Annotated in this window: 21 protein-coding genes and 1 pseudogene; 8 read left to right on the top strand and 14 right to left on the bottom strand. The window is 70.3% G+C overall.

The features are described from left to right. Positions 1-32: 32 nt before the first annotated feature. The 5 genes and pseudogenes from ACWCRB_RS23450 to ACWCRB_RS23470 all read right to left on the bottom strand — a co-directional run bounded on the left by ACWCRB_RS23450 (position 33) and on the right by ACWCRB_RS23470 (position 3925). On the bottom strand, positions 33-668 hold the full coding sequence (locus ACWCRB_RS23450) for a DUF3105 domain-containing protein (protein ID WP_450997902.1): 636 nt from the start codon (positions 666-668) through the stop codon (positions 33-35). Positions 669-780: 112 nt separating this feature from the next. Next, entirely contained in the window at positions 781-1170 is a 390-nt protein-coding gene (locus ACWCRB_RS23455; RefSeq protein ID WP_450997903.1) for a hypothetical protein, read from the bottom strand. 84 nt (positions 1171-1254) lie between these two features. Continuing rightward, positions 1255-1791, bottom strand: a pseudogene (locus ACWCRB_RS23460) (zinc-binding alcohol dehydrogenase family protein); the annotation flags it as partial. A 227-nt stretch (positions 1792-2018) separates the two neighbouring features. Then, complete coding sequence (locus ACWCRB_RS23465; RefSeq protein ID WP_450997904.1) at positions 2019-3296, bottom strand: MFS transporter; 1278 nt, start codon at positions 3294-3296, stop codon at positions 2019-2021. Positions 3297-3349: 53 nt separating this feature from the next. Beyond that, positions 3350-3925 carry a methylated-DNA--[protein]-cysteine S-methyltransferase gene (locus ACWCRB_RS23470; protein WP_450997905.1) on the bottom strand — a complete coding sequence of 192 codons (576 nt, stop codon included), beginning with the start codon at positions 3923-3925 and terminating at the stop codon, positions 3350-3352. A gap of 313 nt (positions 3926-4238) precedes the next feature. Between ACWCRB_RS23470 and ACWCRB_RS23475 the strand changes: the two genes are divergently transcribed. From ACWCRB_RS23475 to ACWCRB_RS23500, 6 genes are all read left to right on the top strand, one after another. Beyond that, positions 4239-5105, top strand: a complete 867-nt coding sequence (locus ACWCRB_RS23475) for an MHYT domain-containing protein (protein WP_450997906.1) — start codon at positions 4239-4241, stop codon at positions 5103-5105. Between the two features lie 40 nt (positions 5106-5145). Further along, positions 5146-7284, top strand: coding sequence for an excinuclease ABC subunit UvrB (uvrB, locus tag ACWCRB_RS23480; RefSeq protein WP_450997907.1), 2139 nt, complete (start codon positions 5146-5148; stop codon positions 7282-7284). Positions 7285-7533: 249 nt separating this feature from the next. Next, positions 7534-8100: a TerD family protein gene (locus tag ACWCRB_RS23485; protein ID WP_450997927.1), complete on the top strand. Its 567-nt coding sequence runs from the start codon at positions 7534-7536 to the stop codon at positions 8098-8100. A gap of 55 nt (positions 8101-8155) precedes the next feature. Further along, a complete protein-coding gene (locus ACWCRB_RS23490; RefSeq protein ID WP_450997908.1) occupies positions 8156-10207 on the top strand; it encodes a TerD family protein in 2052 nt (683 codons plus the stop codon). A gap of 284 nt (positions 10208-10491) precedes the next feature. After that, positions 10492-11493: a TerC/Alx family metal homeostasis membrane protein gene (locus ACWCRB_RS23495; RefSeq protein WP_389350012.1), complete on the top strand. Its 1002-nt coding sequence runs from the start codon at positions 10492-10494 to the stop codon at positions 11491-11493. A 190-nt stretch (positions 11494-11683) separates the two neighbouring features. Further along, the gene (locus tag ACWCRB_RS23500; protein WP_450997909.1) at positions 11684-12784 is read left to right on the top strand and encodes a calcium:proton antiporter; all 1101 of its coding nucleotides are present in this window, start codon (positions 11684-11686) and stop codon (positions 12782-12784) included. A gap of 22 nt (positions 12785-12806) precedes the next feature. On the opposite strand, the gene ACWCRB_RS23505 is transcribed toward ACWCRB_RS23500, so the two are convergent. Next, entirely contained in the window at positions 12807-14111 is a 1305-nt protein-coding gene (locus ACWCRB_RS23505; RefSeq protein ID WP_450997910.1) for an MFS transporter, read from the bottom strand. A 59-nt stretch (positions 14112-14170) separates the two neighbouring features. Continuing rightward, entirely contained in the window at positions 14171-15217 is a 1047-nt protein-coding gene (locus ACWCRB_RS23510) for a S66 family peptidase (protein WP_450997911.1), read from the bottom strand. Between the two features lie 102 nt (positions 15218-15319). On the opposite strand from ACWCRB_RS23510, the gene aroQ reads away from it, so the two are divergent. Further along, on the top strand, positions 15320-15793 hold the full coding sequence (aroQ, locus tag ACWCRB_RS23515) for a type II 3-dehydroquinate dehydratase (RefSeq protein ID WP_450997912.1): 474 nt from the start codon (positions 15320-15322) through the stop codon (positions 15791-15793). 19 nt (positions 15794-15812) lie between these two features. Here aroQ and ACWCRB_RS23520 read toward each other — a convergent pair whose 3' ends face one another. From ACWCRB_RS23520 to ACWCRB_RS23540, 5 genes are all read right to left on the bottom strand, one after another. Further along, positions 15813-16541, bottom strand: coding sequence for an amino acid ABC transporter ATP-binding protein (locus tag ACWCRB_RS23520; protein WP_450997928.1), 729 nt, complete (start codon positions 16539-16541; stop codon positions 15813-15815). Between the two features lie 47 nt (positions 16542-16588). After that, positions 16589-17497 carry an amino acid ABC transporter permease gene (locus ACWCRB_RS23525; protein WP_369033697.1) on the bottom strand — a complete coding sequence of 303 codons (909 nt, stop codon included), beginning with the start codon at positions 17495-17497 and terminating at the stop codon, positions 16589-16591. Next, complete coding sequence (locus ACWCRB_RS23530) at positions 17494-18378, bottom strand: ABC transporter substrate-binding protein (protein ID WP_450997913.1); 885 nt, start codon at positions 18376-18378, stop codon at positions 17494-17496. Before ACWCRB_RS23530 ends, ACWCRB_RS23525 begins: the two co-directional genes overlap by 4 nt. Before the next feature lie 304 nt (positions 18379-18682). Further along, the gene (locus ACWCRB_RS23535) at positions 18683-19339 is read right to left on the bottom strand and encodes an MBL fold metallo-hydrolase (RefSeq protein WP_450997914.1); all 657 of its coding nucleotides are present in this window, start codon (positions 19337-19339) and stop codon (positions 18683-18685) included. Positions 19340-19349: 10 nt separating this feature from the next. Continuing rightward, positions 19350-20039, bottom strand: a complete 690-nt coding sequence (locus ACWCRB_RS23540) for a maleylpyruvate isomerase family mycothiol-dependent enzyme (RefSeq protein ID WP_450997915.1) — start codon at positions 20037-20039, stop codon at positions 19350-19352. Between the two features lie 223 nt (positions 20040-20262). On the opposite strand from ACWCRB_RS23540, the gene uvrA reads away from it, so the two are divergent. After that, complete coding sequence (gene uvrA, locus ACWCRB_RS23545) at positions 20263-23280, top strand: excinuclease ABC subunit UvrA (protein WP_450997916.1); 3018 nt, start codon at positions 20263-20265, stop codon at positions 23278-23280. A 119-nt stretch (positions 23281-23399) separates the two neighbouring features. Here uvrA and ACWCRB_RS23550 read toward each other — a convergent pair whose 3' ends face one another. After that, positions 23400-24311: a carbohydrate kinase family protein gene (locus tag ACWCRB_RS23550; RefSeq protein WP_450997917.1), complete on the bottom strand. Its 912-nt coding sequence runs from the start codon at positions 24309-24311 to the stop codon at positions 23400-23402. Then, positions 24308-25399 (bottom strand): LacI family DNA-binding transcriptional regulator, encoded by a 1092-nt coding sequence (locus tag ACWCRB_RS23555; RefSeq protein WP_450997918.1) that lies wholly within the window; start codon positions 25397-25399, stop codon positions 24308-24310. Before ACWCRB_RS23555 ends, ACWCRB_RS23550 begins: the two co-directional genes overlap by 4 nt. Between the last annotated feature and the right edge of the window lie 61 nt (positions 25400-25460).

The following is a 25460-nucleotide window of genomic DNA, read 5'->3' on the forward strand; positions in this document are numbered from 1 at the left end:
CCGGTGGGAACGCCCCGCGCCCGGCGCTCAGTTCACGGCGTCATGCCGTTGGTGCACGCGGCACCGGGCTCGGGCGTCTGCTCGCCCTGGACGTACTTGTCGAGGAACTTCGAGACCCTCGGGTCCGAGGCCTTGTCCACCTTGAGCTGGTGCTCCCAGGCGCTCAGCACGATCGGCGACGACTGGTCCTCGTACGGGCTCATGAAGGTGTAGGACGTGTTGGTCACGCGCTCGGACAGGGTCTCGACGTCGGCCTTGGCCGCCTTGTCGTTGTACGTGATCCAGACGGCGCCGTGTTCGAGGGCGTGCACCGCGTTCTCGTTGGGGACGGCCTTCGTGTAGACCTGCCGGTCGCAGTTCACCCACACCTGGTTGTGGTCGCCGCCGACGGGCGGGCTCATCTTGTAGGTGACGGCCGTGTCGACGTGGTTCTGGGTGAGCTTGGACCAGCTCTTCACGCCCGATATCGGGGCGGCCTTCGCCTCCTCCTTGTCCTGGGCGGAGTCGATCAGGAGCCAGCCGCCGCCGGCCAGGCCGACGAGGATGACGGCGGTCGCGCCGAGCGTGAGCAGCCGCATGCGGCGCTCGCGGGCCTGCTCGGCCTTGCGCAGTTCTTCCATGTGGGCGCGGCGGGCCGCGGTCTTCGCCTTGGCATTGGATGTACCCATGGGATGTCCTTCTCCGGGCCGTACCGTCTCCGGGCACGGCGCTGCGAACTGGGGTGATGATCGTGGTCGGGGCCGAACGGGCCGGGCCGGCGGGTGCGGGCCCGAACTCGGCCTAGACCCTGAGCAGTTGCAGCTCGTGGAGGTCGGGAGGGCGGGCGCTGCCCGGGATCCGGGACGGGCCGAGAGCGCGCCGGGCGGGCGCGGTGCTCAGCTGGTCCAGGGCGGCGGCCCGGTCCGCGCCGATGAAGGGCGCGTGGTTGAGGACACCGTGGTGGCCCGGGGTGTGGCAGCCGTGGAGCGGGCCCTCCTGGCAGGGATCCCGGTCGGCCGCGTGCACGAGGTGCGCCGACGTCGACCGCGACGGCCCGGCGTCCGGCGAGGGCAGCGAGCCGGCGCAGGAGAACGCGAACGTCGCGAGGACGAGAACCAGGACGCCCAGCAGATGCGGGAGCCCGCCGCGGGCATGCCGCGTCGCGAGGCGACGCACCCGTGCAGCGGACATCGGGACACCTGAAGTTGAGGGAGGGGCCAAGGAGACAAGCGCCGATGAAATTATCAGACCGCAGGGGTGTGCTACTGCCGCGCCCTACCCCAGGTCATTGACCAGCACCGCCGCCCCGTCGAACCGCCCGCCCTTGAGATCCCGCAACGCCTCCGGCGCCCGCGACAGCGGATAGGTGTGTGTGGTCGCTTGTACGCCGTGCAGCGCGGCCAGCGACAGGAACTCACGCGCGTCCTCGCGGGTGTTGGAGGTGACGCTGCGCAGCTCCTTCTCGTAGAACAGGTCGGTGTCGTAGCGCAGTGGCGGGATGTCGCTCAGATGGATGCCCGCGACCGCCAGCACCCCGCCCCGGTCGAGCGCCCGCAGCGCCACTGGTACGAGGTCGCCGACCGGCGCGAACAGGATCGCGCTGTCCAGCGGCTCCGGGGGCGGGTCGTACGCCCCCTGCGCCGAGGCCGCGCCGAGCGCGAGCGCCAGCCGCCGCGCGGCCGGGTCCCGGGTCAGGACATGCACCCTGGCGCCCTCGGCGAGCGCGACCTGCGCGCACAGATGGGCGCTGCCGCCGAACCCGTACAGCCCGAGCCGCCCGCCCGGCGGCAGCGCGCACCGGCCTAGGGCCTGTCGTCAAATTCCCGCCTGCCTCGCGGTGCCATGCACGCTCCCCCACTGCCTTAAGGGCGTGGGAGGTGCCCCCACTCGCCGCACCGGACACAGGCCCACGTACAACCAGTACGAGGGCCCGCGTCCGGCACGCCGAGAGCACGCACCTGGCGCCGCGAGGCCCGCCCTTCGGGCGGACGACGGGAATGTGACGACAGGCCCTGGCGCGAGGACCGGCGCGAACCGGTTCAGCCGCCCGCTGTCGCGTCCCGGACCCGCCGCAGGCCGTTCCGCGTGAACAGCGCCAGCGCGCCCACGGGTATCAGCAGGCAGGCGGCGGCGAGATTCAGCCATCCGTAGCCTGCCTGCGCCATCACGAGCCCGGAGGCCGCCCCGCCGAGGCCCGCCGAGGTGTTCATGACGAGGTCGGACAGCCCCTGAGCGGCGGCGCGCGCGGCCTCCGGCACGGAGTCCGTGAGCAGGGCGGACCCGGAGACCAGCCCGGCCGACCAGCCCAGCCCCAGGACGAAGAGCCCCGTCGCGGTGCGGCCGTGACTGCCGTCGGCCGTGCCCGCGAGGAACGCGGCGCAGGCAAGCAGCCCCACGGCGAGACCGATGCCGGACAGCCGCCCGACCCGGTCGGACAACCGCCCCATGAGCGGCGAGAACGCGTACATGCCCGCGATGTGACCGCTGATGACCAGCCCGATCAGATCGATGCCCGCGCCGTGGTGCCCGAGTGCGACCGGGGTCATCGACATCACCGAGACCATGGCCGTGTGGCACATGGCCACCGTCACCAGTGCGAGCCGGGCACGCGGCGAGGCGGTGACGGCGGCGAGGCCCGCGCGCAGGGACCGGCCCTCGGCCGACCGCTCCTCCACCGGGGCGAGTGACCGGGCCGTGAGCAGCGGATCCGGGCGCAGGAGGACGGCCACCGTCACCGCCGCGACCAGGAAGATCCCGGCCGCCCACAGGAAGGGGCCCGCCGTCTCGGGTATCCCGAGTCCGGACACACTGCGCCCCGCCGGAGCGGCGATGTTCGGCCCGAGGACCGCCCCTATGGTGGTCGCCCACACCACGTTCGAGATCGCGCGGGCCCGCCGGTCCGGCTCGGCGAGATCGGCGGCCGCGAACCGCGCCCCCAGATTCGCCGACGAGGCCGCGCCGAACCCGGCCATGCCGCAGAGCAGCAGCGGAAAGTTGTCGACGACCGACGCGATCACGACGACTCCCGCCCCCAGGGCGCCGACGAGATAGCCCAGGACCAGCCCGGGCCGCCGCCCGCGCGCGGTCATCAGTGCCGCCAGCGGCAGGGAGGCGATCGCGGTGCCCGCGACCATCGCGGTGGGCGCGAGCCCGGACAGCGACTCCGTACCGCTGATCCGCTGGGCCAGGACGGAGGCCAGCGCGACGCCGGTGGCCACCCCGAGCCCGCCGAGAATCTGGCTCGCGACCAGCACGCCGGAGATCCGGCGCCGCAGCACGGCCAGTTCCCCGCCCGCGCGGGCGGAAGATGTGGTCACTGGTGCGATCCCCCCTGCTTCCCCCAGCGTTCCGTTCCCCTGCGGAACCTCTCTCAGAACAGCGGCTCGGGCAACACCCCTTCGAGCGCGAGCAGCTTCCGCTTGGTCTCCAGCCCGCCCCCGAACCCGCCGAGGCCGCCGTCGCTCTCCACGACCCGATGGCACGGCACCACGACCGGCAGCGGATTGGCGCCCATCGCCGCGCCCACCGCCTGGGCCGCGCCGGGCTGGCCGACCCGGCCGGCCAGGTCGCCGTACCCGACGACCGTGCCGTACGGCACACCGGACGCCAGTTCGCGCAGCACCTGCCGGTTGAAGCCGGAGATCAGGGACCAGTCGAGCGGCAGCTCGAAATCGTGCCGCTTGCCCGCGAAGTACGCCTCGAACTGGGCTGTCGCCTCGGCCAGCAGCGGGGATCCGGGCGCCTCGACGGGCTCCGCGCCCAGCCGGGAGGCGAGCCGTTCGACAGCTTTCTCGCGCTCCGGCTCCGTGGCGTGGAACACCACGTTCACCAAACCCTCATGCGTCGCGGCCAGCAGCAGCGGACCGATGTCGGTGCCGACAACCGCCCACACGACCTGCTGCCGGTTCCCCGGGTCCCGCCGCTCGTCCCGCCCATCGCTGTCCATGCGCCCCACCGTACGACCCACCACTGACAACGCCCGGTGCGCGGGTGCCGAGCGGGCGCGGACGTGCCGCGAGTGACAGCGGAGGGACAACGGAAAGAGAGGTGCGGCACAGACACACATTGAACGGAGTTGCCCGAGTCCGCACACTCCTGCCGCACAAGTGGGGCAAGGCCGTGTTTCTTTGCCGGAAAATCGTTCGACCCTTCCGGAGGCAGTCATACTCTCTGCCACAACCCTGACCGCTGGCCGGTTCTGGGGCGGGGGCGCATTTCAGGGAATTACGGGACGCAACAGGGCGGAAGGGCAGCCGCACATGCAGGGCACGGTCGACGGATTCAGCTACGGACTCGTCACACCGCTGGTGGCCTACGTCATGGCCTGCCTGGGCGGTGCGCTGGGCCTGCGCTGCACCACCAGATCCATGCTGGTCGCCCAGTCGTGGCGACCAGGGTGGCTGGCGCTCGGCTCCGCCGCGATCGGCTCCGGCATATGGACCATGCACTTCGTCGCGATGATGGGGTTCAAGGTCAAGGAGACCCCGATCAACTACGACATGTGGCTGACCTTCGCCAGTCTGGGCGTCGCCATCCTCATGGTCGGCATCGGGATCTTCATCGTCGGCTACCGGGGCGCGAGCGGAACCGCACTGTTCACCGGGGGCACCATCACAGGCCTCGGCATAGCGTCCATGCACTACCTGGGCATGGCCGGAATGCGCCTCAACGGGAAGCTGGAGTACAACACCTTCACCGTCGCCGCCTCCGTCGTGATAGCCGTCGTGGCCGCCACCGCCGCCCTGTGGGCGGCCGGACAGATCCGCGGCTTCCTGTGGAGCGTGGGCGCCAGCCTCGTCATGGGACTCGCCGTCAGCGGCATGCACTACACGGGCATGGCCGCCCTGAGGGTCCACCTCCACACCACGACCGGGAGCCCCGACGGCGACTCGCCCGCGAGCCTCCTCGCCCCCCTGATGATCGGCCCGCTCGCCTTCCTCCTGCTGGCCGGCGTCGTCGTGATGTTCGACCCGCTGATGATCATGGGCAAGTCCGACCGGCGCCCCGCCGACAACAAGCCCGGCATCCCGGCCCACCCCGCCGTCCCGCACCCCGGCCGACGCCCCCCGCAGCGCCCCGGCCAGCGGCACGGACACCGCAGCTCCCGCACCCCGCAGAACCGGTGATCAGGACCCGTTGTCAGTGGGTGGTCGTACGGTGGATGCCATGCGGCCAGTTTCCAAGATCGAACGCACGGTGGCGCCCTTCGAGGTCGTCAGCCCCTATCAGCCGAGCGGCGACCAGCCGGCGGCCATCGCCGAGCTGACTCGGCGCATCGAAGCAGGTGAGAAGGACGTCGTGCTCCTCGGCGCGACCGGCACCGGCAAGTCCGCCACCACCGCGTGGATGATCGAGAAGCTCCAGCGCCCCACGCTCGTCATGGCGCCGAACAAGACCCTGGCCGCCCAGCTGGCGAACGAGTTCCGGGAACTCCTCCCGAACAACGCCGTCGAGTACTTCGTCTCGTACTACGACTACTACCAGCCCGAGGCGTACGTCCCGCAGTCGGACACCTACATCGAGAAGGACTCCTCGATCAACGAGGAGGTCGAACGCCTGCGCCACTCCGCGACCAACTCGCTGCTCACCCGGCGGGACGTCATCGTGGTCGCCTCCGTGTCCTGCATCTACGGCCTCGGTACTCCCCAGGAGTACGTGGACCGGATGGTCACTCTCAAGGTCGGCGAGGAGATCGACCGGGACCAGCTGCTGCGCCGCTTCGTCGACATCCAGTACACCCGCAACGACCTGGCCTTCACCCGCGGCACGTTCCGCGTGCGCGGCGACACCATCGAGATCTTCCCGGTCTACGAGGAACTGGCCGTCCGCATCGAGATGTTCGGCGACGAGATCGAGGCCCTCTCCACCCTCCACCCGCTCACCGGCGAGATCATCAGCGAAGACGAGCACATGTACGTCTTCCCGGCCACCCACTACGTGGCAGGACCGGAGCGCATGGCGCGGGCCGTCAACGACATCGAGAAGGAACTCGGCGAACGCCTCGCCGAACTGGAGAAGCAGAGCAAGCTCCTGGAGGCCCAGCGCCTGAGGATGCGGACGACGTACGACCTCGAGATGCTCCGCCAGATCGGCTCCTGCTCCGGGGTCGAGAACTACTCGATGCACTTCGACGGCCGCCTCCCCGGCTCGCCCCCGAACACCCTGATCGACTACTTCCCAGAAGACTTCCTGCTCGTCATCGACGAGTCGCACAACACGGTCCCGCAGATCGGCGCCATGTACGAGGGCGACGCGTCCCGCAAGCGCACCCTCGTCGACCACGGCTTCCGGCTGCCCTCCGCACTGGACAACCGCCCCCTGAAATGGGAGGAGTTCCAGAAGCGCATCGGACAGACCGTCTACCTGTCGGCGACCCCCGGGAAGTACGAGCTGTCCCGGGGCGACGGCTACGTCGAGCAGATCATCCGCCCCACCGGCCTCATCGACCCCGAGGTCGTCGTCAAGCCCACCGAAGGCCAGATCGACGACCTGGTGCACGAGATCCGCACGCGCGCCGAGAAGGACGAGCGCGTCCTGGTCACCACGCTCACCAAGAAGATGGCCGAGGACCTCACCGACTACTTCCTGGAACTCGGCATCCAGGTCCGCTATCTGCACAGCGACGTCGACACCCTGCGCCGGGTCGAGCTGCTGCGCGAACTGCGTTCCGGTGAGTTCGACGTCCTGGTCGGCATCAACCTCCTCCGGGAGGGCCTCGACCTCCCCGAGGTGTCCCTGGTGTCGATCCTCGACGCCGACAAGGAGGGCTTCCTGCGCTCCGGCACCTCCCTGATCCAGACCATCGGCCGCGCGGCGCGCAATGTGTCCGGCCAGGTCCATATGTACGCGGACAAGATCACCCCGGCGATGGAGAAGGCCATCGAGGAGACCAACCGCCGCCGGGAGAAGCAGGTCGCGTACAACAAGGAGCGGGGCATCGACCCGCAGCCGCTCCGCAAGAAGATCAACGACATCGTCGCGCAGATCGCCCGCGAGGACGTCGACACGGAACAGCTCCTCGGCTCGGGCTACCGCAAGTCGAAGGACGGCAAGGGCGCCAAGGCCCCGGTGCCCGCGCTCGGCGGCAAGGCGGCCAAGGGAGCCGGGGCCGGCAAGGGCAAGGCCGGGCAGACGGTGCCGACCGACCGTCCCGCTGCCGAACTCGCCGGTCAGATCGAGGAGATGACGGCACGCATGCGCGCCGCCGCGGCCGACCTCCAGTTCGAGATCGCCGCCCGGCTGCGCGACGAGGTGTCGGAGATGAAGAAGGAACTGCGGCAGATGAAGGAGGCGGGCCTGGCCTGACCGCCGCACAGGGCACACGGGGTGCCGGCCGCCGCAGCGGTCGGGCACTCCGGCCGGCGTCGATGAGCTGCGTCGTACGCGCAGTGTTGCAACACCGACACAAAGTGCGCCCGAGGCTTCGGCACTGTCAGTGCTCCTGCGTAGGGTTCACGTCATCCGCGGACCCCGCGGCAACAGGGGATCGGTTCGAGAGGGGAACAGCGCGTGGTGGACGTATCCAAGGGCGGAACGCCCAGTGGCAGCGTCAATCTGACCAAGGGTCAGGCCATCAACCTGCAGAAGAGCGACGGGGGCACCCTAACCGCGGTGCGGATGGGCCTCGGCTGGCAGGCGGCTCCCCGGCGCGGCCTGTTCGGCTCGCGCACACGGGAGATCGACCTCGATGCCTCCGCCGTGCTCTTCGCCGACAAGCAGCCCGTCGACGTCGTGTTCTTCCGCCACCTCGTGAGCGACGACGGCTCGGTGCGGCACACCGGCGACAACCTCGTCGGCGGTGTCGGCCAGGGCGGTGACGACGAGGCGATCCTCGTCGACCTGCCGCGAGTGCCGGTCCACATCGACCAGATCGTCTTCACCGTGAACTCCTTCACGGGCCAGACGTTCCAGGAGGTGCAGAACGCGTTCTGCCGACTGGTCGACGAGACCAACGGCGACGAACTCGCCCGCTACACCCTGGACGGCGGCGGCCAGTACACGGCCCAGATCATGGCGAAGGTGCACCGCGCGGGCACGGGCTGGCAGATGACGGCCCTCGGTACCCCGGCCAACGGCCGTACCTTCCAGGACCTGATGCCGGCGATCCTGCCGCACCTGTAACCGGGCCCGCGCAGCCCACAGAAGCAAGAGAGAACGACACGGGGGGACGAAGGCGATGACGGCCGAGCTGGTCCGGGGGCAGAACCATCCGCTCTCCCAGGTCCGCCTCGAAGTGCGGATCTCGGCCGGTGCGCCGATCGTGGCGGGGGCCACGATCGGCGACGAACAGGGCAAGGTCCACGGCGTCGAGTGGGTGGCCCACCCCGGTGCCCCCACGCTCCCCGGCCTGGAGGTCTCCAAGCAGGCGGCCGCCGACCACCGGCTCGCCGTGGACCTGGGCGCCATGCCGGACTCCGTGCACCGGATCAGCGTGCTGCTCGCCCTGCCGTCCGGCGTGGGCGGCCCGGCCCGTTTCGGCGCCGTGGCCGCCCCCTTCGTCGCCGTCACCGGGCTCGACGGTGCCGAGGTCGCCAGCTACACGATCACGGGCCTGGAGGCGGAGTCGGCCGTCGTCGCCCTGGAGCTGTACCGCAGACAGGACACCTGGAAGGTGCGCGCCATCGGCCAGGGGTACTCCGGCGGCCTAGCCGAACTCCTCACCGACCAGGGCCTCCCCGAGGCCCGCCGCCTCGCGGACACGATCAACGAGGCGGTGTCCCAGGCCCACTCCCGCTCGGTGGCACCCCCGCCACCCCGTACGCCGGACAGCGACCGCACCCGCCGGACGGCATCCCCCGCCCCCGCGCCGTACGCGGCTCAGGGGCCGCAGGACACCCCGCCTCCCGGCACACCGGAGCAGGCCGGTTCCGTGGTTCAGGGCGGCCCTGCCTCCCCGCAGCCCTCATCGCCGTACGGGGTCGAGGGCCCGCAGAACACCCCGGCGCAGGCCGGCCAACCGGACGCCTCGCCCCAGGCGGGCCACGCCGGGGGAGCCACACAAGCCGCCGGCCCGCTCAACTACAGCCATCCCGGCCGCCGTACGGCAGCTCCGTCACCGGCGCCGCCGACCGCACCACCCCCGGTCCAGCCCGGACAGCCGTCGCGGCCCGTCGCGGGTGACGCGACCGGGTGGTCCATGGACGAGCGGCTCTACAACCAGGTCTGGGGCATGTTCGAGGACCTGGCGCGCACCGCCGCCGCGTACCGCAGCGCCGTCGACTTCGCCGACTCGCGCCTGGAGCAGGAGATCGACCGGGCACTGGCCGATCCCCGCAACCGGCTCGGCGGCCAGGGCGACGGCGCACGGGAAGCGGCCCGCGCCAAGCACGCCCAGCTCGTCGACCAGGCCCGCGCCGCCCTCGACCGCGACCTCGCCCAGCTCACCGCCGAGGCCGAGGTCGTCGAGCCCGCGCTGCCCCTGGCGTACGCACGCTGGGACAGCCCTGTCTGGCGTGGCTACCGCGTGCCGATGGAGATGCCCATGGCGCTGCGGCTGGGCGACCTGCGGCTGCCCGAGAGCGTTGACCTGAGCATCCCGATGCTCGTCCGGCTGCCCTTGGAGCGCGGTCTGTGGATCGACAGCGGTGAGTCGCCCGACGGCTCGCTCGTCGACTCCGACGAGCTGCGCCGGCTCGCGATGGACACGGCGGTGATGCACGCGGCCCGGCTGCTGGCCGTCCATCCGGCGGGCGAATTCGCCGTGCACGTCATCGACCCGGCAGGCGCGGGCGCCCAGGCTCTGGCACCGCTCGTGGGGACCGGTGTGCTAGCTGGTCCGCCCGCCGCCGGGGCCGCGGGTGTCACGGACGTTCTGGGCCGGCTGACCCAGCGCGTCGACCTGGTGCAGATGGCGGTGCGCGCCGGCGCGGCCGACTCGCTGCCGCCCGATCTCGACACCGCTCAGCAGCTGTTGATCGTCAACGACTTCCCGCACGGTTTCGACGACCGGGCGGTGACCCAGCTGCGCTATCTCGCGGACGAGGGCCCGGCCGTCGGCGTCCACCTGATGATGGTCGCCGACCGCGAGGACGCGGCCGCCTACGGGCCGTTGCTCGACCCCCTCTGGCGTTCGCTTCTGCGACTCACCCCGGTGCCCGACGACCACCTTGCCGACCCGTGGGTCGGTCACGCGTGGACGTACGAGCCGTCGGTCGTGCCGCAGGGCAGCCAGGTGCTCCAGCAGGTGCTCAGCCAGGTCGCGGCGGCCCGCCGCTCATGGAACCGCTGACACCCGCAAGCACTTCACCAAGCATCGGTAAAGCCATCTGACCTGCGTATTTGGGTTTTCTTTTACCAATCTCTTTACCTTTCCTTGGTGATTGGGGTACTGTTCTCCGTAACGGAGGGGAGTACTCCCTACCTGCTGCGGCGTACCCGTCAATACGGATCAATCCAGATCCCGGGGCGTCGGCCCGCAGGCACCGGGCGTGAAGGAGCCGGGTTGTCGCGGGTGGAAGAGACCTCCGGTAGCGACGACGCTGAAATTTGCCGTTACGTACTGCCGGAGGCGCAGTGGATGTTTCCCCGACCCTTTGGGTCCTGACCATCGTGGGTCTCGCCGCTCTGATCGCGGTGGACTTCTTCATCGGGCGCAAGCCCCACGACGTATCGATCAAGGAAGCCGGGATCTGGACGGTCGTCTGGATCGCCCTGGCCGGGCTCTTCGGCCTCGGGCTGCTCGTGTTCGGCGGCGGTGAGGCCGGTGGCGAGTTCTTCGCGGGCTTCATCACCGAGAAGTCGCTGAGTGTCGACAACCTCTTCGTCTTCGTCCTGATCATGGCGAAGTTCGCGGTGCCCTCGCAGTACCAGCAGCGAGTGCTCCTCGTCGGTGTCCTCATAGCGCTCGTCCTGCGCGCGATATTCATCGCCGCCGGCGCCGCGATCCTCGCGAGCTTCGCGTGGGTGTTCTACATCTTCGGTGCCTTCCTCATCTGGACCGCCTGGAAGCTGATCCAGGAGGCGCGTACCGACGACGAGGACGAGGAGTTCGAGGAGAACAGGCTGCTCAAGGCTGCCGAGAAGCGGTTCGGAGTGGCCGACCGCTACCACGGCACCAAGCTGTGGATCGAGCAGAACGGCAAGCGCGTCATGACGCCGATGCTGGTCGTGATGCTCGCGATCGGTACCACGGACGTCCTCTTCGCCCTCGACTCGATCCCGGCGATCTTCGGCCTGACCCAGGACCCGTACATCGTCTTCACCGCCAACGCGTTCGCGCTGATGGGTCTGCGCCAGCTGTACTTCCTCATCGGCGGTCTGCTGAAGAAGCTGGTCCACCTCTCGTACGGCCTGTCGGTCATCCTCGGCTTCATCGGGGTGAAGCTGGTGCTGCACGCGCTGCACGAGTCGGGTGTCCATGTCCCGGAGATCTCCATACCGGTCTCTCTCGGCGTGATCTGCGCGGTCCTGATCGTCACCACGATCACCAGCCTGATCGCTTCCAAGAAGCAGGCGGCGGCCGAGGCGGCGCAGGAGGAGAGCGAAGGCGCTCCGAAGGACAGCATCGGCGCCTGACCGCGCCGGACGCAGGAGCAACCACATCGGGAGCGGTGAGCGGCGAATTGCCGACCACTGCTCCCGATGGTTCGTCGGGAGCACGGTGCGCGGGGCAGTGCTCAGGACCGGCTGTCGAGCCCGGTCTGAGGGGCGGGCGCGGAGCCGGCGTGCGCATGCGGGGCCCGGGTCCCTCTGCGACGATCGCTGAATGATCGTCCGGCTGCGGTCGCTCGTGACGCGGTGGACGGCCGTCGTGCCGGTGGCCGCGGTCGTCCTGCTCGTGTTCACGTGGGGACGCGACCTTCCCGGTGTCGTTGTCGGGCTGGTGACGCTGGTCCTCGCGGGAGCGGTGCTGGCCGCCGTGCACCACGCCGAGGTGATCGCGCACCGCGTAGGTGAACCGTTCGGCTCGCTCGTGCTGGCCGTCGCCGTCACGATCATCGAGGTCGCCCTGATCGTCACGCTGATGGCCGACGGCGGGGACAAGAGCTCCACCCTGGCCAGGGACACCGTCTTCGCGGCCGTGATGATCACCTGCAACGGCATCGTCGGACTGAGCCTGCTCACGGCCTCGCTCCGCCACGGGACCGCGGTCTTCAACCCGGAGGGCACCGGCGCCGCCCTCGCGACGGTCGCGACGCTGGCCACGCTCAGCCTGGTGCTGCCGACGTTCACCACCAGCAAGCCGGGCCCCGAGTTCTCCACCGCCCAGCTCACCTTCGCCGCGCTCGCCTCACTGACTCTGTACGGCCTGTTCGTGGCGACCCAGACCGTGCGGCACCGCGACTACTTCCTGCCGATCACCCGGCAGGGCGAGGTCATCACCGCGGACGGCCACGCGCAGCTCCCGACCGCCCGCGACGCCCGGGCCAGCCTGGGAATGCTGGGCCTGGCGCTGATCGGTGTGGTCGGCCTCGCGAAGGGAGTGTCGCCCACCATCGAGGACGGAGTGGAGGCGGCGGACCTGCCGCATGCCGTCGTCGGTGTGATCATCGCCCTGCTCGTGCTGCTTCCCGAGACCATCGCCGCCCTGCGCTCCGCGCGCCGCGACCGGGTGCAGACCAGCCTCAACCTCGCCCTCGGGTCCGCGATGGCCAGCATCGGCCTGACCATCCCGGCCGTGGCCCTGGCGTCCGTCTGGCTCTCCGGGCCGCTGGTCCTCGGCCTGGGCGCCACGCACATGGTGCTGCTCGCCCTGACCGTGGTGGTGGGTTCGCTGACGGTGGTGCCCGGGCGGGCCACGCCGCTCCAGGGAGGCGTACATCTGGTGCTGTTCGCGGCCTACCTGGAGCTGGCGATCAACCCCTGACCACCGTCACAGGCCACTCCGTTCACTCCGTGGCCGGTACGGCGGCGAGGCGGGGCACCGGCCGGGTCTCCGGCAGCAGCGCGAAGCACCCCAGGCTGAACAGCGCGATCCCCGTCAGATACACGCCCACGCCCCACGGGACCCGGCCCCCACCCTCCGCGAGCGCCGTTGCCACGATCGGCGTGAGCGCGCCGCCGAGAACCCCGCCGAGGTTGTAGCCGACCGCGGCGCCCGTGCACCGTACGCGGGGCTCGTACAGCTCCGGGAGATAGGCGGCGATCACCGCGAACATCGTCACGAACGCGATCATCGCGACCAGGAAGCCGAGGAACATCGGCAGCGGTTCGCCCGTCGACAGCAGCGCGACCATCGGGCACATCCACAGAGCGGCGACGGCACAGCCCGTGAGGCACAGCGGGCGGCGGCCGTAACGGTCCCCGAGGAGAGCCGCCACCGGTGTCAGAGCGCCCTTGACCACCACCGCGGCCATGATGCAGGCCAGCATGACGGTGCGGCTGACGCCGAGCCGTTCCGTCCCGTAGGCGAGGGACCAGGTCGTCACCGCGTAGAACACCGCGTAGCCGACCGCGAGCGCGCCCGCCGTCAGCAGGACCAGCCGCCAATGGTCGCGCACCACCTCGGCGAGCGGCACGCGCGCGTGGTCGTCGATCTCCAGGAAACTCGGGCTCTCCGCGAGCGACGAACGCAGCCACAGCCCCGCCACCGCGAGCACCCCGGCCGCCCAGAACGGCACCCGCCACCCCCACGAGGCGAACTGCGCCTCCGTGAGCGACGCCGACAGCGCCAGCATCACGCCGTTGGCGAGCAGGAAGCCCACCGCGGGGCCGATCTGCGGGAAGCTCGCCCACAGGGCGCGCCGTTCGGCGGGCGCGTGCTCCGCGGTCAGCAGGACCGCCCCGCCCCACTCCCCGCCGAGCCCCAGCCCCTGGAGGAAACGCAGCACCAGGAGGAGTACGGGAGCGGCCATGCCGATCGACTCGTACGTCGGTACGCAGCCGACCGCGACCGTCGACGCACCGGTCAGCAGCAGCGAGGCGACGAGGACGGGGCGCCGCCCGCGCCGGTCCCCGATGTGCCCGAACAGCACCGACCCCAGCGGCCGGGCGACGAAGCCCACCCCGAACGTCCCGAAGGCGGCCAGCGTCCCGGCCAGGGGCGAGAACGTCGGGAAGAACAGTGGCCCCAGAACCAGCGCGGCCGCGGTGCCGTAGACGAAGAAGTCGTAGAACTCGATGGCCGTCCCCGCGAGCGAGGCCGTGGCCAGCCGCACCATGGAAGGCGCCTTTACCGTGCGTACATCGTGCATGCCGGGTCAACTACCCACGGTGACCACGCGTTACGGGGGCGTGCGGGGGCCGATCCGGATCAGTACGTCACGGTGATGCGCCGGTCGAGGCCGTCCACCCGTACCGACCCTCCATAGGGGATGACGATCTGCGGGTCCGTGTGCCCGAAGTCCACGTCGAAGACGGCCATCATGCCGGGAGCGTAGGCGCGCAGCGCGCGTTGGACCGCCTCCCGCTGCTCGGCGGCGTAACGGGCGCTCTCCCCGGGGCTGTTGGGGCGCTCGAAGGACCAGGTCTTCGCGCGGGCCATCAGCAGCGCGGAGAAGCGTTGGAGCAGACCGCGCTCGCCCATGTTGCGCAGGATGCGGAAGACCTCCTCCCCGTTCGGCAACTCCTCGGAGGTCTCCAGGAACAGCACGCCGCCGTCGTACTCCGTCAGATCGTGGGAGATCTCGCGGTCGGCCATCAGCAGCCAGGCGACGATCTCCAGACAGCCGCCCCAACTGCGGCCCTCCACCACGCGGTCGGCGTTCTGCCAGGTCCAGCCGGTGCCGGGCCGGGTCTCCGGCTCGCTGTCGAAGGTCGCGGGGTCTGCCCAGTCGCGGTCGACGTCGTTCCAGCGCTCGGCGGGCCGCAGTTCGTACTCGCCCGAGGTGAACAGGGCGGCCCGCAGGGACTCTGCGGTCAGCGGGTCCATGGCCACGGGACGCCCCAGTGCCGTCATCACGGTCGCGCCGTGGAAGCCGACGATCCCGGTGTTGTACAGGTACGCCAGCAGGCAGGTGTTGTCGCTCATCCCGAAGAACGGCTTCGGGTTCGCCCTGATCAACTCCCGGTCCAGGAACGGCAGCACGGTGATCTGGTCGTCGCCGCCGATCGACGCGATGACCGCCTTGACGTCCGGATCGGAGAACGCGGCGTGGATGTCGTCGGCGCGCTCCTGAGGCGTCGAACCCATCTTCCGGGTCGCCGGATACTCGACCGGTTCGAGCTCGAACTCCTTGCGCAGTCGCTCCAGCCCCAGTTCGTGGGGGCGAGGAAAGAGCCCGGGGAGGGCGGCGCCGGGCGAGATGACGGCGATGCGGTCGCCGGGTGCGGGCCTGGGCGGATACGCGGGGGTCGTCATGCCGGGAGCGTACGGGCCACCGCACTGTCAGTGCACCGTGATAAACCGGGGCTGAGCAGCGGTCCTCGACGGGCCGTCACCCCCGAACGGACCGGAGGAACCGTGCCCCGCACCCTCGCCAACGCCCCGATCATGATTCTCAACGGGCCCAATCTGAACCTCCTGGGCCAGCGCCAGCCGGAGATCTACGGCTCCGACACGCTCGCCGACGTCGAGGCCCTGTGCGCCAAGGCGGCGGCCGGGCACGGCGGCACGGTGGACTTCCGTCAGTCCAACCACGAGGGCGAGTTGGTCGACTGGATCCAGGAGGCACGCCTCAACCACGCCGGCATCGTCATCAACCCCGGCGCCTACTCCCACACGTCCGTCGCGATCCTGGACGCGCTCAACACCTGCGACGGCCTGCCGGTGCTGGAGGTCCACATCTCCAACATCCACCAGCGCGAGACGTTCCGGCACCACTCGTACGTCTCCCTGCGCGCCGACGGCGTCATCGCGGGGTGCGGTGTGCAGGGATACGTGTTCGGGGTGGAGCGGGTCGCCGCGCTGGTGAGAGCGGCGACCGCGGAGGCGTGACGAGAGGCCACAACCGGTCCTACAGCCGCCCCGCCTCCACGATCCGCCGCAGGAACTGCTGCGTACGCTCCTGCTGCGGATCGCCGAACACCTGGTCCGCCGTGCCGCGTTCCAGGACCACACCGCCCTCCAGGAAGCACACCTGGTCCGCGACATCGCGGGCGAAGCCCATCTCGTGGGTGGCCAGCACCATCGTCATGCCCTCGCCCTTCAGATCCCGGACGACGGCGAGGACCTCGCCCACGAGTTCCGGGTCGAGGGCCGCGGTGATCTCGTCGAGGAGGAGCAGCCGGGGGCGTACGGCCAGGGCGCGGACGATCGCGGCCCGCTGCTGCTGCCCGCCGCTCAGCCGGTCCGGATACTCGCCGGCCTTCGCGCCCAGCCCGAGCCGCTCCAGCAGCTCACGGGCGTGCTGCTCGGCCTCCGCGCGGTTCACGCCGTGCACCCGGCGCGGGGCGAGGGTGATGTTCTCCAGGACGGTCATGTGCGGAAAGAGGTTGTACGCCTGGAAGACCACGCCGATCCGGCGGCGCACGGCGTCCTGGTCGGTCCGCGGATCGGTGATCTCCTCGCCGTCCAGCCAGATCGCGCCGTCGTCGATGTCCTCCAGCAGGTTCGCGCACCGCAGCAGCGTGGACTTGCCGGAGCCGGACGCGCCGATCAGGGCGGTCACCGTGTGGGAGGCGACCTCCAGATCGACGTCCCGCAGGACGACCGTCTCGCCGAACGTCTTGCGCACGGACTCCATACGCAGCACGGGGGAGGAGCCCTCGGGGACGCGGCCGGGGATGTTGCTCACAGTGTTCCTCCCTGCGCCCGCTGCCGGTCCATCCGGGCCGTCACCCAGTCGGTGAAGCGGGTCATCGGGATGGTCAGCGCCACGAAGACCAGTCCCGCGACGATGTACGGCGTGTAGTTGAGGCTGCGGCCCACGATGATGTCGGCCGCGCGGACGGCGTCCACCGCGCCGCCGATCGACACGAGCCCGGTGTCCTTCTGCAGCGACACCAGGTCGTTCAGCAGCGGCGGCACCTGGCGTCGAACGGCCTGCGGCAGTACGACGTGCCGCAGCGCCTGCCGGTTGGTCAGCCCGAGCGAGCGCGCCGCCGCCCGTTGCGACGGGTGCACGGACTCGATGCCGGCCCGGAACACCTCGGCGACGTACGCCGAATACGTCAGCGTCAGCGCCGTACCGCCCAGGAGCACCGGGTCCACGGTGATGCCCTGGAGCCGCAGCGCCGGGACACCCAGGACGACGATCATCAGGTTGATGATCAGCGGGAGGCCGCGGAAGAAGTCCGTGTACGCGGCGGCCAGCGCGCGCACCGGGAAGAACACCGGGCCGCGCAGCGTACGGGCGATCGCGATCAGCATGCCCAGGACGAGCACCGCGACGCCGCAGATCAGCAGCAGCCGTACGTTGAGCCACAGCCCTTCGAGGACCTTGGGGAACGCCTCGCGCGCGTACTGCGCGTTGAAGAACGTCTCCTTGGTGCGCGGCCAGCCCGGCGCGTTGACGACTATCAGGTAGAGGACGACCCCGGTGACCAGGGTGGACACCGCGGCGATCGACGTGGCGCGGCGCGCGCGGGTGCGCTTGAACCGCTCACGGTCGATCCGCCGCTGCGAGGGGACGTAACCGTCGCCCCGGTCCGGCATGTCGCCCGGGTCCTCCTGCCCGGACTCCTCCTTCACTGCGGTCACTTGAGCACCGGAGCGTCGACGGCGTCCGACAGCCACTGCTTCTCGATCGAGGCGAGCGTGCCGTCCTTGCGCAGGGCGTCCACCGCGGACGTCACGCACGAGGTGAGCGCACTGCCCTTGTCGAGCACGAGCCCGAACTGCTCCGGCGTACCGCCCTGGTTCTCGAACTGCCCGACGATCTTCGCGTCGGTCACCTCGGCGGCGGTGATGTAGAAGGCGGTCGGCAGGTCGACGACGATGGCGTCGACCTGGCCGTTCTGCAGCGCGGACTTGGCCTGGTCGTTCTTGGCGTACGCGGCCGGCTCCTCGGTCGGCTTCACCACGTCCTCGATGTAGTTGAGGCTCGTGGTGCCGACCTGGGCGCCCAGCTTGAGGCCCTTGAGGTCCGCGATGCTCGTCGCCTTCGCGGCCTTGGAGGTCTTCAGCGCGATGACGGCCTGGCGCACGTCGTAGTAGCCGGACGAGAAGTCCACGGCCTTCTTGCGCTCGGCGCTGATCGACACCTGGTTGATGTCGAAGTCGAAGGTCTTCTCCCCGGGTGCGAACGCCTTGTTGAAGGGCACGCTCTGCCAGACCACGTTCGCCTTGTCGTAGCCGAGCTGCTTCGCCACGGCGTACGCGACCGCCGACTCGAAGCCCTCGCCATTGGCGGGCTTGTCGTCCTTGAACCACGGCTCGTACGCGGGCTCGTCGGTGGCGATCGTCAGCTTGCCCGAGGTCTCGGTGGCCAACTTGCCCTTGGCGCAGGTGCTTCCGGCCGACTCGGTGGACGCGGCGCTGCTCTTCTCCTCCGGCTGCGGGGCACAGCCGACAGCGGTGGCGAGCAGGGCGACAGTGGCGGCGGATACTGCGCGGCGCAGCAGGTGAGGGGCAGAGTGCATGGCGGGAGAGTGGCAGCGGAGCGTGTCATTTGTCGAGGTCACGACCGGAAATGTCCGCATAGTGGGAACGCGTGTTGCGTTCTTGTGAACGCCTCCTGTGAACGCCTGGGCCGCCGACCGAGGGCGGGGATCGACAGGTCGGCGGCCCGTGCCGCTCAGGAGCCGTCATCCTGTGCGGGGCTGCCTCCAGTGGACTGCGCCCGCGCGCACGCCGGGAGCGCGTGCGCGATGCCAGCGTGTGTGTTCGTTTCACACGGGGCGCGCGTTCATCAACTGCGCGCCCCCGGAACGGGATTCGGCCCGCTCACCAGCCCCGCGCGTGCCACTCCGGCAGATGGGGCCGCTCCGCACCCAGGGTCGTGTCGTTGCCGTGTCCCGGATAGATCCAGCTCTCGTCCGGGAGCGGGTCGAAGATCTTCGTCTCCACGTCGTGGATCAGGCTGGCGAAGGCCTCGGGGTCCTTGCGCGTATTGCCGACGCCACCGGGGAAGAGGCAGTCCCCGGTGAACACGTGAGGGTGCCCGTGCGGGTCGTCGTAGACGAGCGCGATCGAGCCCGGCGTGTGTCCGACCAGGTGGCGCGCGGTGAGTTCCACGCGCCCCACGCGGATCGTGTCCCCGTCGTCTACCGGCACATCGGTGGGTACGGGGATGCCCTCGGCGTCGTCCCGGCCCGCGTACGTACGGGCACCGGTGGCTGCCACGACCTCCGCGAGCGCCTGCCAGTGGTCGCCGTGCTGGTGCGTGGTGACGAGCGACGCGATGCCGTCGTCGCCGATCAGTGTGATCAACGTGTGGGCGTCGTTCGCCGCGTCGATCAGCAACTGCTCGTCCGTGGCCCGGCAGCGCAGCAGATAGGCGTTGTTGTTCATCGGGCCGACCGCGACCTTGGTGATCATCAGGTCCTGCAACTCGTGCACATCGGCGGGGCCGCCGACCTTCACCGCTCCGCTGTACGTCATGGAGTTCAGCCTATAGCGGGGGCAGCGACGGCAGGGCCCCTCCTTCGACGTGCAGCGCGGTGCCCTCGCGGCGGCCCGCGAGCCAGCCCAGCAGGTCCGCAGCCGTGCCCCGGACGCCGATCGGGCCGCCCTCGGCGCTGCTGCCGGTCGTCCAGATCCGGCCCTCACTGGTGATCAAGCCCGTCGAGGGCACATTCCGGTGCCCCGCGAAGCGCTCGGCGAGAAAGTCGATCTCCCGCTCCACGAACTCCTCCGGCAGATCCTCCAGCTCGTACCCGATCCCCAGGTCCACGTGGTGCAACTCGACTTCGGCCCAGCGCCGGAACGGCACATTGGAGGCGGAGTCGGTGACGCCGTTGCGCAGTTCCACCGTGCGCGTCCAGTCCGCGGGCGCGGCCCCCGCCTCCTGGAAGCGGGCAGCGCTCTCGCGCACGTCCGTCAGCTGTACGTCGAGGGGGCGCGGGGCGTCGCGCTCGATGTCGGCGTCACGCGCCTCCCCGGAGACGTACATGAGGCGCCCCTCGAAGACGTTCACGAGAGCGTCCGCGTTGCGGGCGAGGTGGGCGAGGACATGGCCGCGGGTCCAGCCCGGGAGTCGTGACGGCTCGGCCACCGAATCGTTGTTCAATTTCGCGGCTGCGGTGAGCAGTCGTTCCGTCGCGTCACGTACAGATGCCAGGTCGCGCACATGATCAGCCATGGAGCCGACGATAGCCCCGCCACACGTTCGGGTGAAGGTAGCGGCCAGGACCCGTAAATCGAATGTGCGTGCTATATGGTCGGGCGTGGCGTCGGGCATGCTGGATGGCCGGGGATTGTTACCAACCCAGGGATCCGACCGGCGTTGTCAGTGGCTCCCCCTAGTCTGAGAAAGCACGGGGGCCCCGCCCCTGTCACCACTCTCAAGAAAGGTGCGGACCGGCGTGGCCGACCGTCTCATCGTCCGTGGCGCGCGCGAGCACAATCTCAAGAATGTCTCGCTCGACCTCCCGCGCGACTCGCTCATCGTCTTCACGGGCCTGTCCGGGTCGGGCAAGTCCTCCCTGGCCTTCGACACGATCTTCGCCGAGGGCCAGCGCCGCTATGTCGAGTCGCTCTCGTCGTACGCCCGCCAGTTCCTCGGCCAGATGGACAAGCCGGACGTCGACTTCATCGAGGGCCTCTCGCCGGCCGTCTCGATCGACCAGAAGTCGACCTCACGCAACCCGCGCTCGACGGTCGGCACCATCACCGAGGTCTATGACTATCTGCGCCTGCTCTTCGCGCGCATCGGCAAGCCGCACTGCCCCGAGTGCCGTCGCCCCATCTCGCGCCAGTCGCCGCAGGCCATCGTCGACAAGGTCCTGTCGCTGCCGGAGGGAAGCCGCTTCCAGGTGCTGTCGCCGCTGGTGCGCGAGCGCAAGGGCGAGTTCGTCGACCTCTTCGCGGACCTCCAGACCAAGGGCTACTCCCGCGCGCGGGTGGACGGCGAGACGGTCCAGCTGTCCGACCCGCCCGCGCTGAAGAAGCAGGAGAAGCACACCATCGAGGTGGTCATCGACCGCCTCACGGTGAAGGACACCGCCAAGCGCCGTCTCACCGACTCCGTGGAGACCGCCCTCGGCCTCGCCGGCGGCATGGTCGTGCTCGACTTCGTCGATCTCCCCGAGGACGACCCCGAGCGCGAGCGCATGTACTCGGAGCACCTGTACTGCCCGTACGACGACCTGTCCTTCGAGGAGCTGGAGCCCCGCTCCTTCTCCTTCAACTCGCCCTTCGGCGCCTGCCCCGAGTGCACGGGCATCGGCACGCGCATGGAGGTCGACCCCGAGCTGATCGTCCCGGACGAGGACAAGTCCCTCGACGAGGGCGCCATCCACCCCTGGTCGCACGGCCACACCAAGGACTACTTCGGCCGCCTCGTCACCGCCCTCGCGGACGCCCTGGGATTCCGCACCGACATCCCCTTCGCGGGCCTCCCGCAGCGCGCCAAGAAGGCGCTGCTGCATGGGCACAAGACCCAGATCGAGGTGCGCTACCGCAACCGGTACGGCCGTGAGCGGGTGTACACCACGCCCTTCGAAGGCGCCGTCCCGTTCGTGAAGCGGCGACACAGCGAGTCCGAGAGCGACGCCAGCCGGGAGCGCTTCGAGGGCTACATGCGTGAGGTGCCCTGCCCCACCTGCCAGGGAACCCGCCTCAAGCCGATCGTCCTCGCGGTCACGGTCATGGAGAGGTCCATCGCCGAGGTCGCCGCGATGTCGATCAGCGACTGCGCCGACTTCCTGGCCGAGCTGAAGCTCGACGCCCGCGACAAGAAGATCGCCGAGCGGGTGCTCAAGGAAGTCAACGAACGGCTGAAGTTCCTGGTCGACGTCGGCCTCGACTACCTCTCGCTGAACCGCGCGGCCGGCACCCTCTCCGGCGGCGAGGCCCAGCGCATCCGCCTCGCGACCCAGATCGGCTCCGGACTCGTCGGCGTCCTGTACGTCCTCGACGAGCCGTCCATCGGTCTGCACCAGCGCGACAACCACCGGCTGATCGAAACCCTGGTCCGGCTCCGCGACATGGGCAACACGCTCATCGTCGTCGAGCACGACGAGGACACCATCAAGGTCGCCGACTGGATCGTCGACATCGGCCCCGGCGCGGGCGAGCACGGCGGCAAGGTCGTGCACAGCGGCTCCCTGAAGGAACTGCTCGCCAACGACGAGTCGATGACCGGGCAGTACTTGTCCGGCAAGAAGGCCATCCCGCTGCCCGACATCCGGCGCCCGCAGGACCCGTCCCGCAGGCTCACCGTCCACGGTGCCCGCGAGAACAACCTCCAGGACATCGACGTGTCCTTCCCGCTGGGTGTGCTCACGGCCGTCACCGGGGTGTCGGGGTCCGGCAAGTCGACGCTGGTCAACGACATCCTGTACACACACCTCGCCCGCGAGCTGAACGGCGCCCGCAGCGTGCCGGGCCGCCACACGCGCGTGGACGGCGACGACCTCGTCGACAAGGTCGTGCACGTCGACCAGTCGCCCATCGGCCGCACCCCGCGCTCCAACCCGGCGACGTACACCGGTGTCTTCGACCACGTGCGCAAGCTCTTCGCGGAGACGGTCGAGGCGAAGGTGCGGGGCTATCTGCCCGGCCGCTTCTCCTTCAACGTCAAGGGCGGACGCTGCGAGAACTGCGCGGGCGACGGCACCATCAAGATCGAGATGAACTTCCTCCCGGACGTGTACGTCCCGTGCGAGGTCTGCCACGGCGCCCGCTACAACCGGGAGACCCTGGAGGTCCACTACAAGGGCAAGTCCATCGCCGACATCCTCAACATGCCGATCGAGGAAGCCAGACACTTCTTCGAGGCGGTCCCGGCGATCGCCCGCCACCTCAACACCCTGCACGACGTCGGCCTCGGCTACGTCAGGCTCGGCCAGTCCGCCACGACCCTGTCCGGCGGCGAGGCCCAGCGGGTGAAGCTCGCCAGCGAACTCCAGAAGCGCTCCACAGGGCGCACGGTGTACGTCCTGGACGAGCCGACCACCGGTCTCCACTTCGAGGACATCAGCAAGCTCCTCAAGGTCCTCTCCGGCCTGGTCGACAAGGGCAACACGGTCATCGTCATCGAGCACAACCTCGACGTCATCAAGACCGCCGACTGGGTCGTCGACATGGGCCCCGAGGGCGGTGCGGGCGGTGGGCTCGTCGTCGCCGAGGGCACGCCCGAGGAGATCGCCGGGGTCCCCGCCAGCCACACCGGCAAGTTCCTGCGCGAGATCCTGGGCGCCGACCGGATCAGCGACGGCACCTCGGTCAAGGCCCCGCGCAGGACGGCCACGAAGAAGGCGGTGGCGGCCAAGTCGACGGCGACGAAGACGGCGACGGCGACGGCGAAGACCGCCAACAACACGGTGACGAAGAAGGCGACTCCGGCGAAGAAGACGACAACTCGGGCCCGTAAGGCCTGAGCTGTCGACGAGCCCGGAAAGCACGACGAACACGGCGAACACGGTGGCCCGCGGGAACTCCCCGCGGGCCACCGCGCGTTGCACAAGCGGACGCAACCGCCCTTACAGGGCACCCAGCCCTACAGGGCACCCAGTTCAGCCGCGTACGGCGGTTCCGCCCCCGCCCGTGAGCAGGTGATCGCCGCCGCCCGGGCCGCGAGGCGGAGCAGGTCGGTCCAGCCGTCGGGGCCCAGGTCGGCCAGGGCCGCAGGGGACAGGGCGTCCCGGACCGACAGACCGTGCAGCAGCGCCGCGTTCACGGTGTCACCGGCGCCGATCGTGTCCACGACGTCGACCTCCTCGCCCGGCACCGAGTGTTCCGCGCCTTCACGGGTGAAGACGGTCAGCCCGTCGCCGCCCCGGGTGACCACGACGGCGGAAGGACCGGCGGCCAGCCATTCGTGCGGAGTCCCGCCGAGCCACTTCGCGTCCTCCTCCGACAGCTTGAGCAGCGACACCGACGGCAGCCAGCTCTTGAAACGGGCCCGATAGGCGTCCGCGTCGGGGATCAGTACCGCCCTGATGTTCGGGTCGAGCGCGGTGAACACGCCCTGTGCGGAGGCGGTCCGCAGCAGTTCCTCGTACGCGGTCGCGCCCGGCTCCAGGACCAGCGAACAGGTGCCGAAGGACACCGCCCGGGCCGCGCCGGGGAGTCGGTCGGGTGCCGTGAACAGCCGGTCGGCGGTGCCCTCGACATAGAAGGAGTAGGCGGCCGAACCGTCCGCGCCGATCGAGGCGACCGCGAGGGTCGTCGGCTCGTTGCCGCGCTGCACGGACGACACGTCCACGCCCGCCCCGCGCAGCCCGTCGAGCAGCGCCTCGCCGAAGGCGTCGGACGAGACCCGGGAACAGAACGCGGTGGGGGAGCCGAGGCGCCCGAGGGCCACCGCAGTGTTGTAGGGCCCGCCACCCAGCGCCGGCCGCAGATCCGCGAGGGCGCCCGCCGCACGCGGTACCAGGTCGATCAGTGCCTCACCGGCGACGACGATCACGAGACGGGTCCTTTCTCGGCCTTGGGGAAGTTCGCGGGGCGCGATTGCCGGCCCCGTCGCCCGGCACACCCGCACGACTCGCGATGGACGAACGCGCACGGGAGCCGCACGGTCCGGGTCGGGCGGTCCGGGTCGGCCAGGCGGTCCAGGAGCAGACGTACGGCCTGGGCGCCGATGTCCTTGGCGGGCTGTGCCATCGCGGTGAGCCCGGGGGAGAAGAGATCCGCCCACGCGAAGTCGTCGAAGCAGCACAGCGCCAGGTCATCCGGCACGGTGAGGCCCCGCTCGCGCACGGCACGCAGGGCGCCGATCGTCATCGTGTTGTTGGCGGTGACGAGGGCGGTCGGGGGCGCCGCGAGGGAGAGAAGGGCGGCGGTGGCCCGCTCGGCCCCTTCCGACTCGGAGTCGCCATGGACCACCAGCCGCTCGTCGTGGGGGAGCCCGGCGAACGCGAGGCCGATGCGGTAGCCGGTGATCCGTTCCGTCGTCGTGCTGAGGCCGGGGCGGCCCGCGACCAGGCCGACGCGTTCGTGCCCGAGCGCGGTGAGGTGGGCGACCAGCCGGGCCATGGGTTCGGAGTTTTCGGCGCACACCTGGTCGAAGCGCGGGGGGCCGGCCGAGGTGGTGCTGTCCGACGGGGGGTCGAGCAGCCGGTCCAGGATCACCGTCGGTACGTCGTGCCGGGTCAGATAGGCGACCAGGGCGCCGGGATCCGCCGACGGGGCGACGATCATGCCGTCCACGCGCCGCTCGTGCAGCAGCTGGACGACCTTGCGCTCGTGCTCGGGGTCGTCGTGCGGGTCGGCGATGAGGAGGCTGTAGCCCTGTTCCAGGGCGCCCGCCTCGACGCCCTGGACGATCTCCGTGAAGTACGGGTTGCTGATCGCCGACACCGCGAGTCCGATGGACCGCGTCCGCGCGGTGACCAGGGAACGGGCCAGCGTGTTCGGCGTGTAGCCCAGCACCTCGATGGCGTCGAGGACGGCCTGCCGGGTCGCGGGGCGCACCACACGGGTGTCGTTCAGTACATGGGAGACGGTCGCCACGGACACGCCCGCGTGCCGTGCGACATCGGCCATCGTCGCCATGGGGCTGTGCCCTCCCGTCCGGATCCGGCGTCAATGGCGGCAACGTACCGCATTCGCCGCA

It is taken from the genome of Streptomyces sp. NPDC002156 (assembly GCF_053593675.1).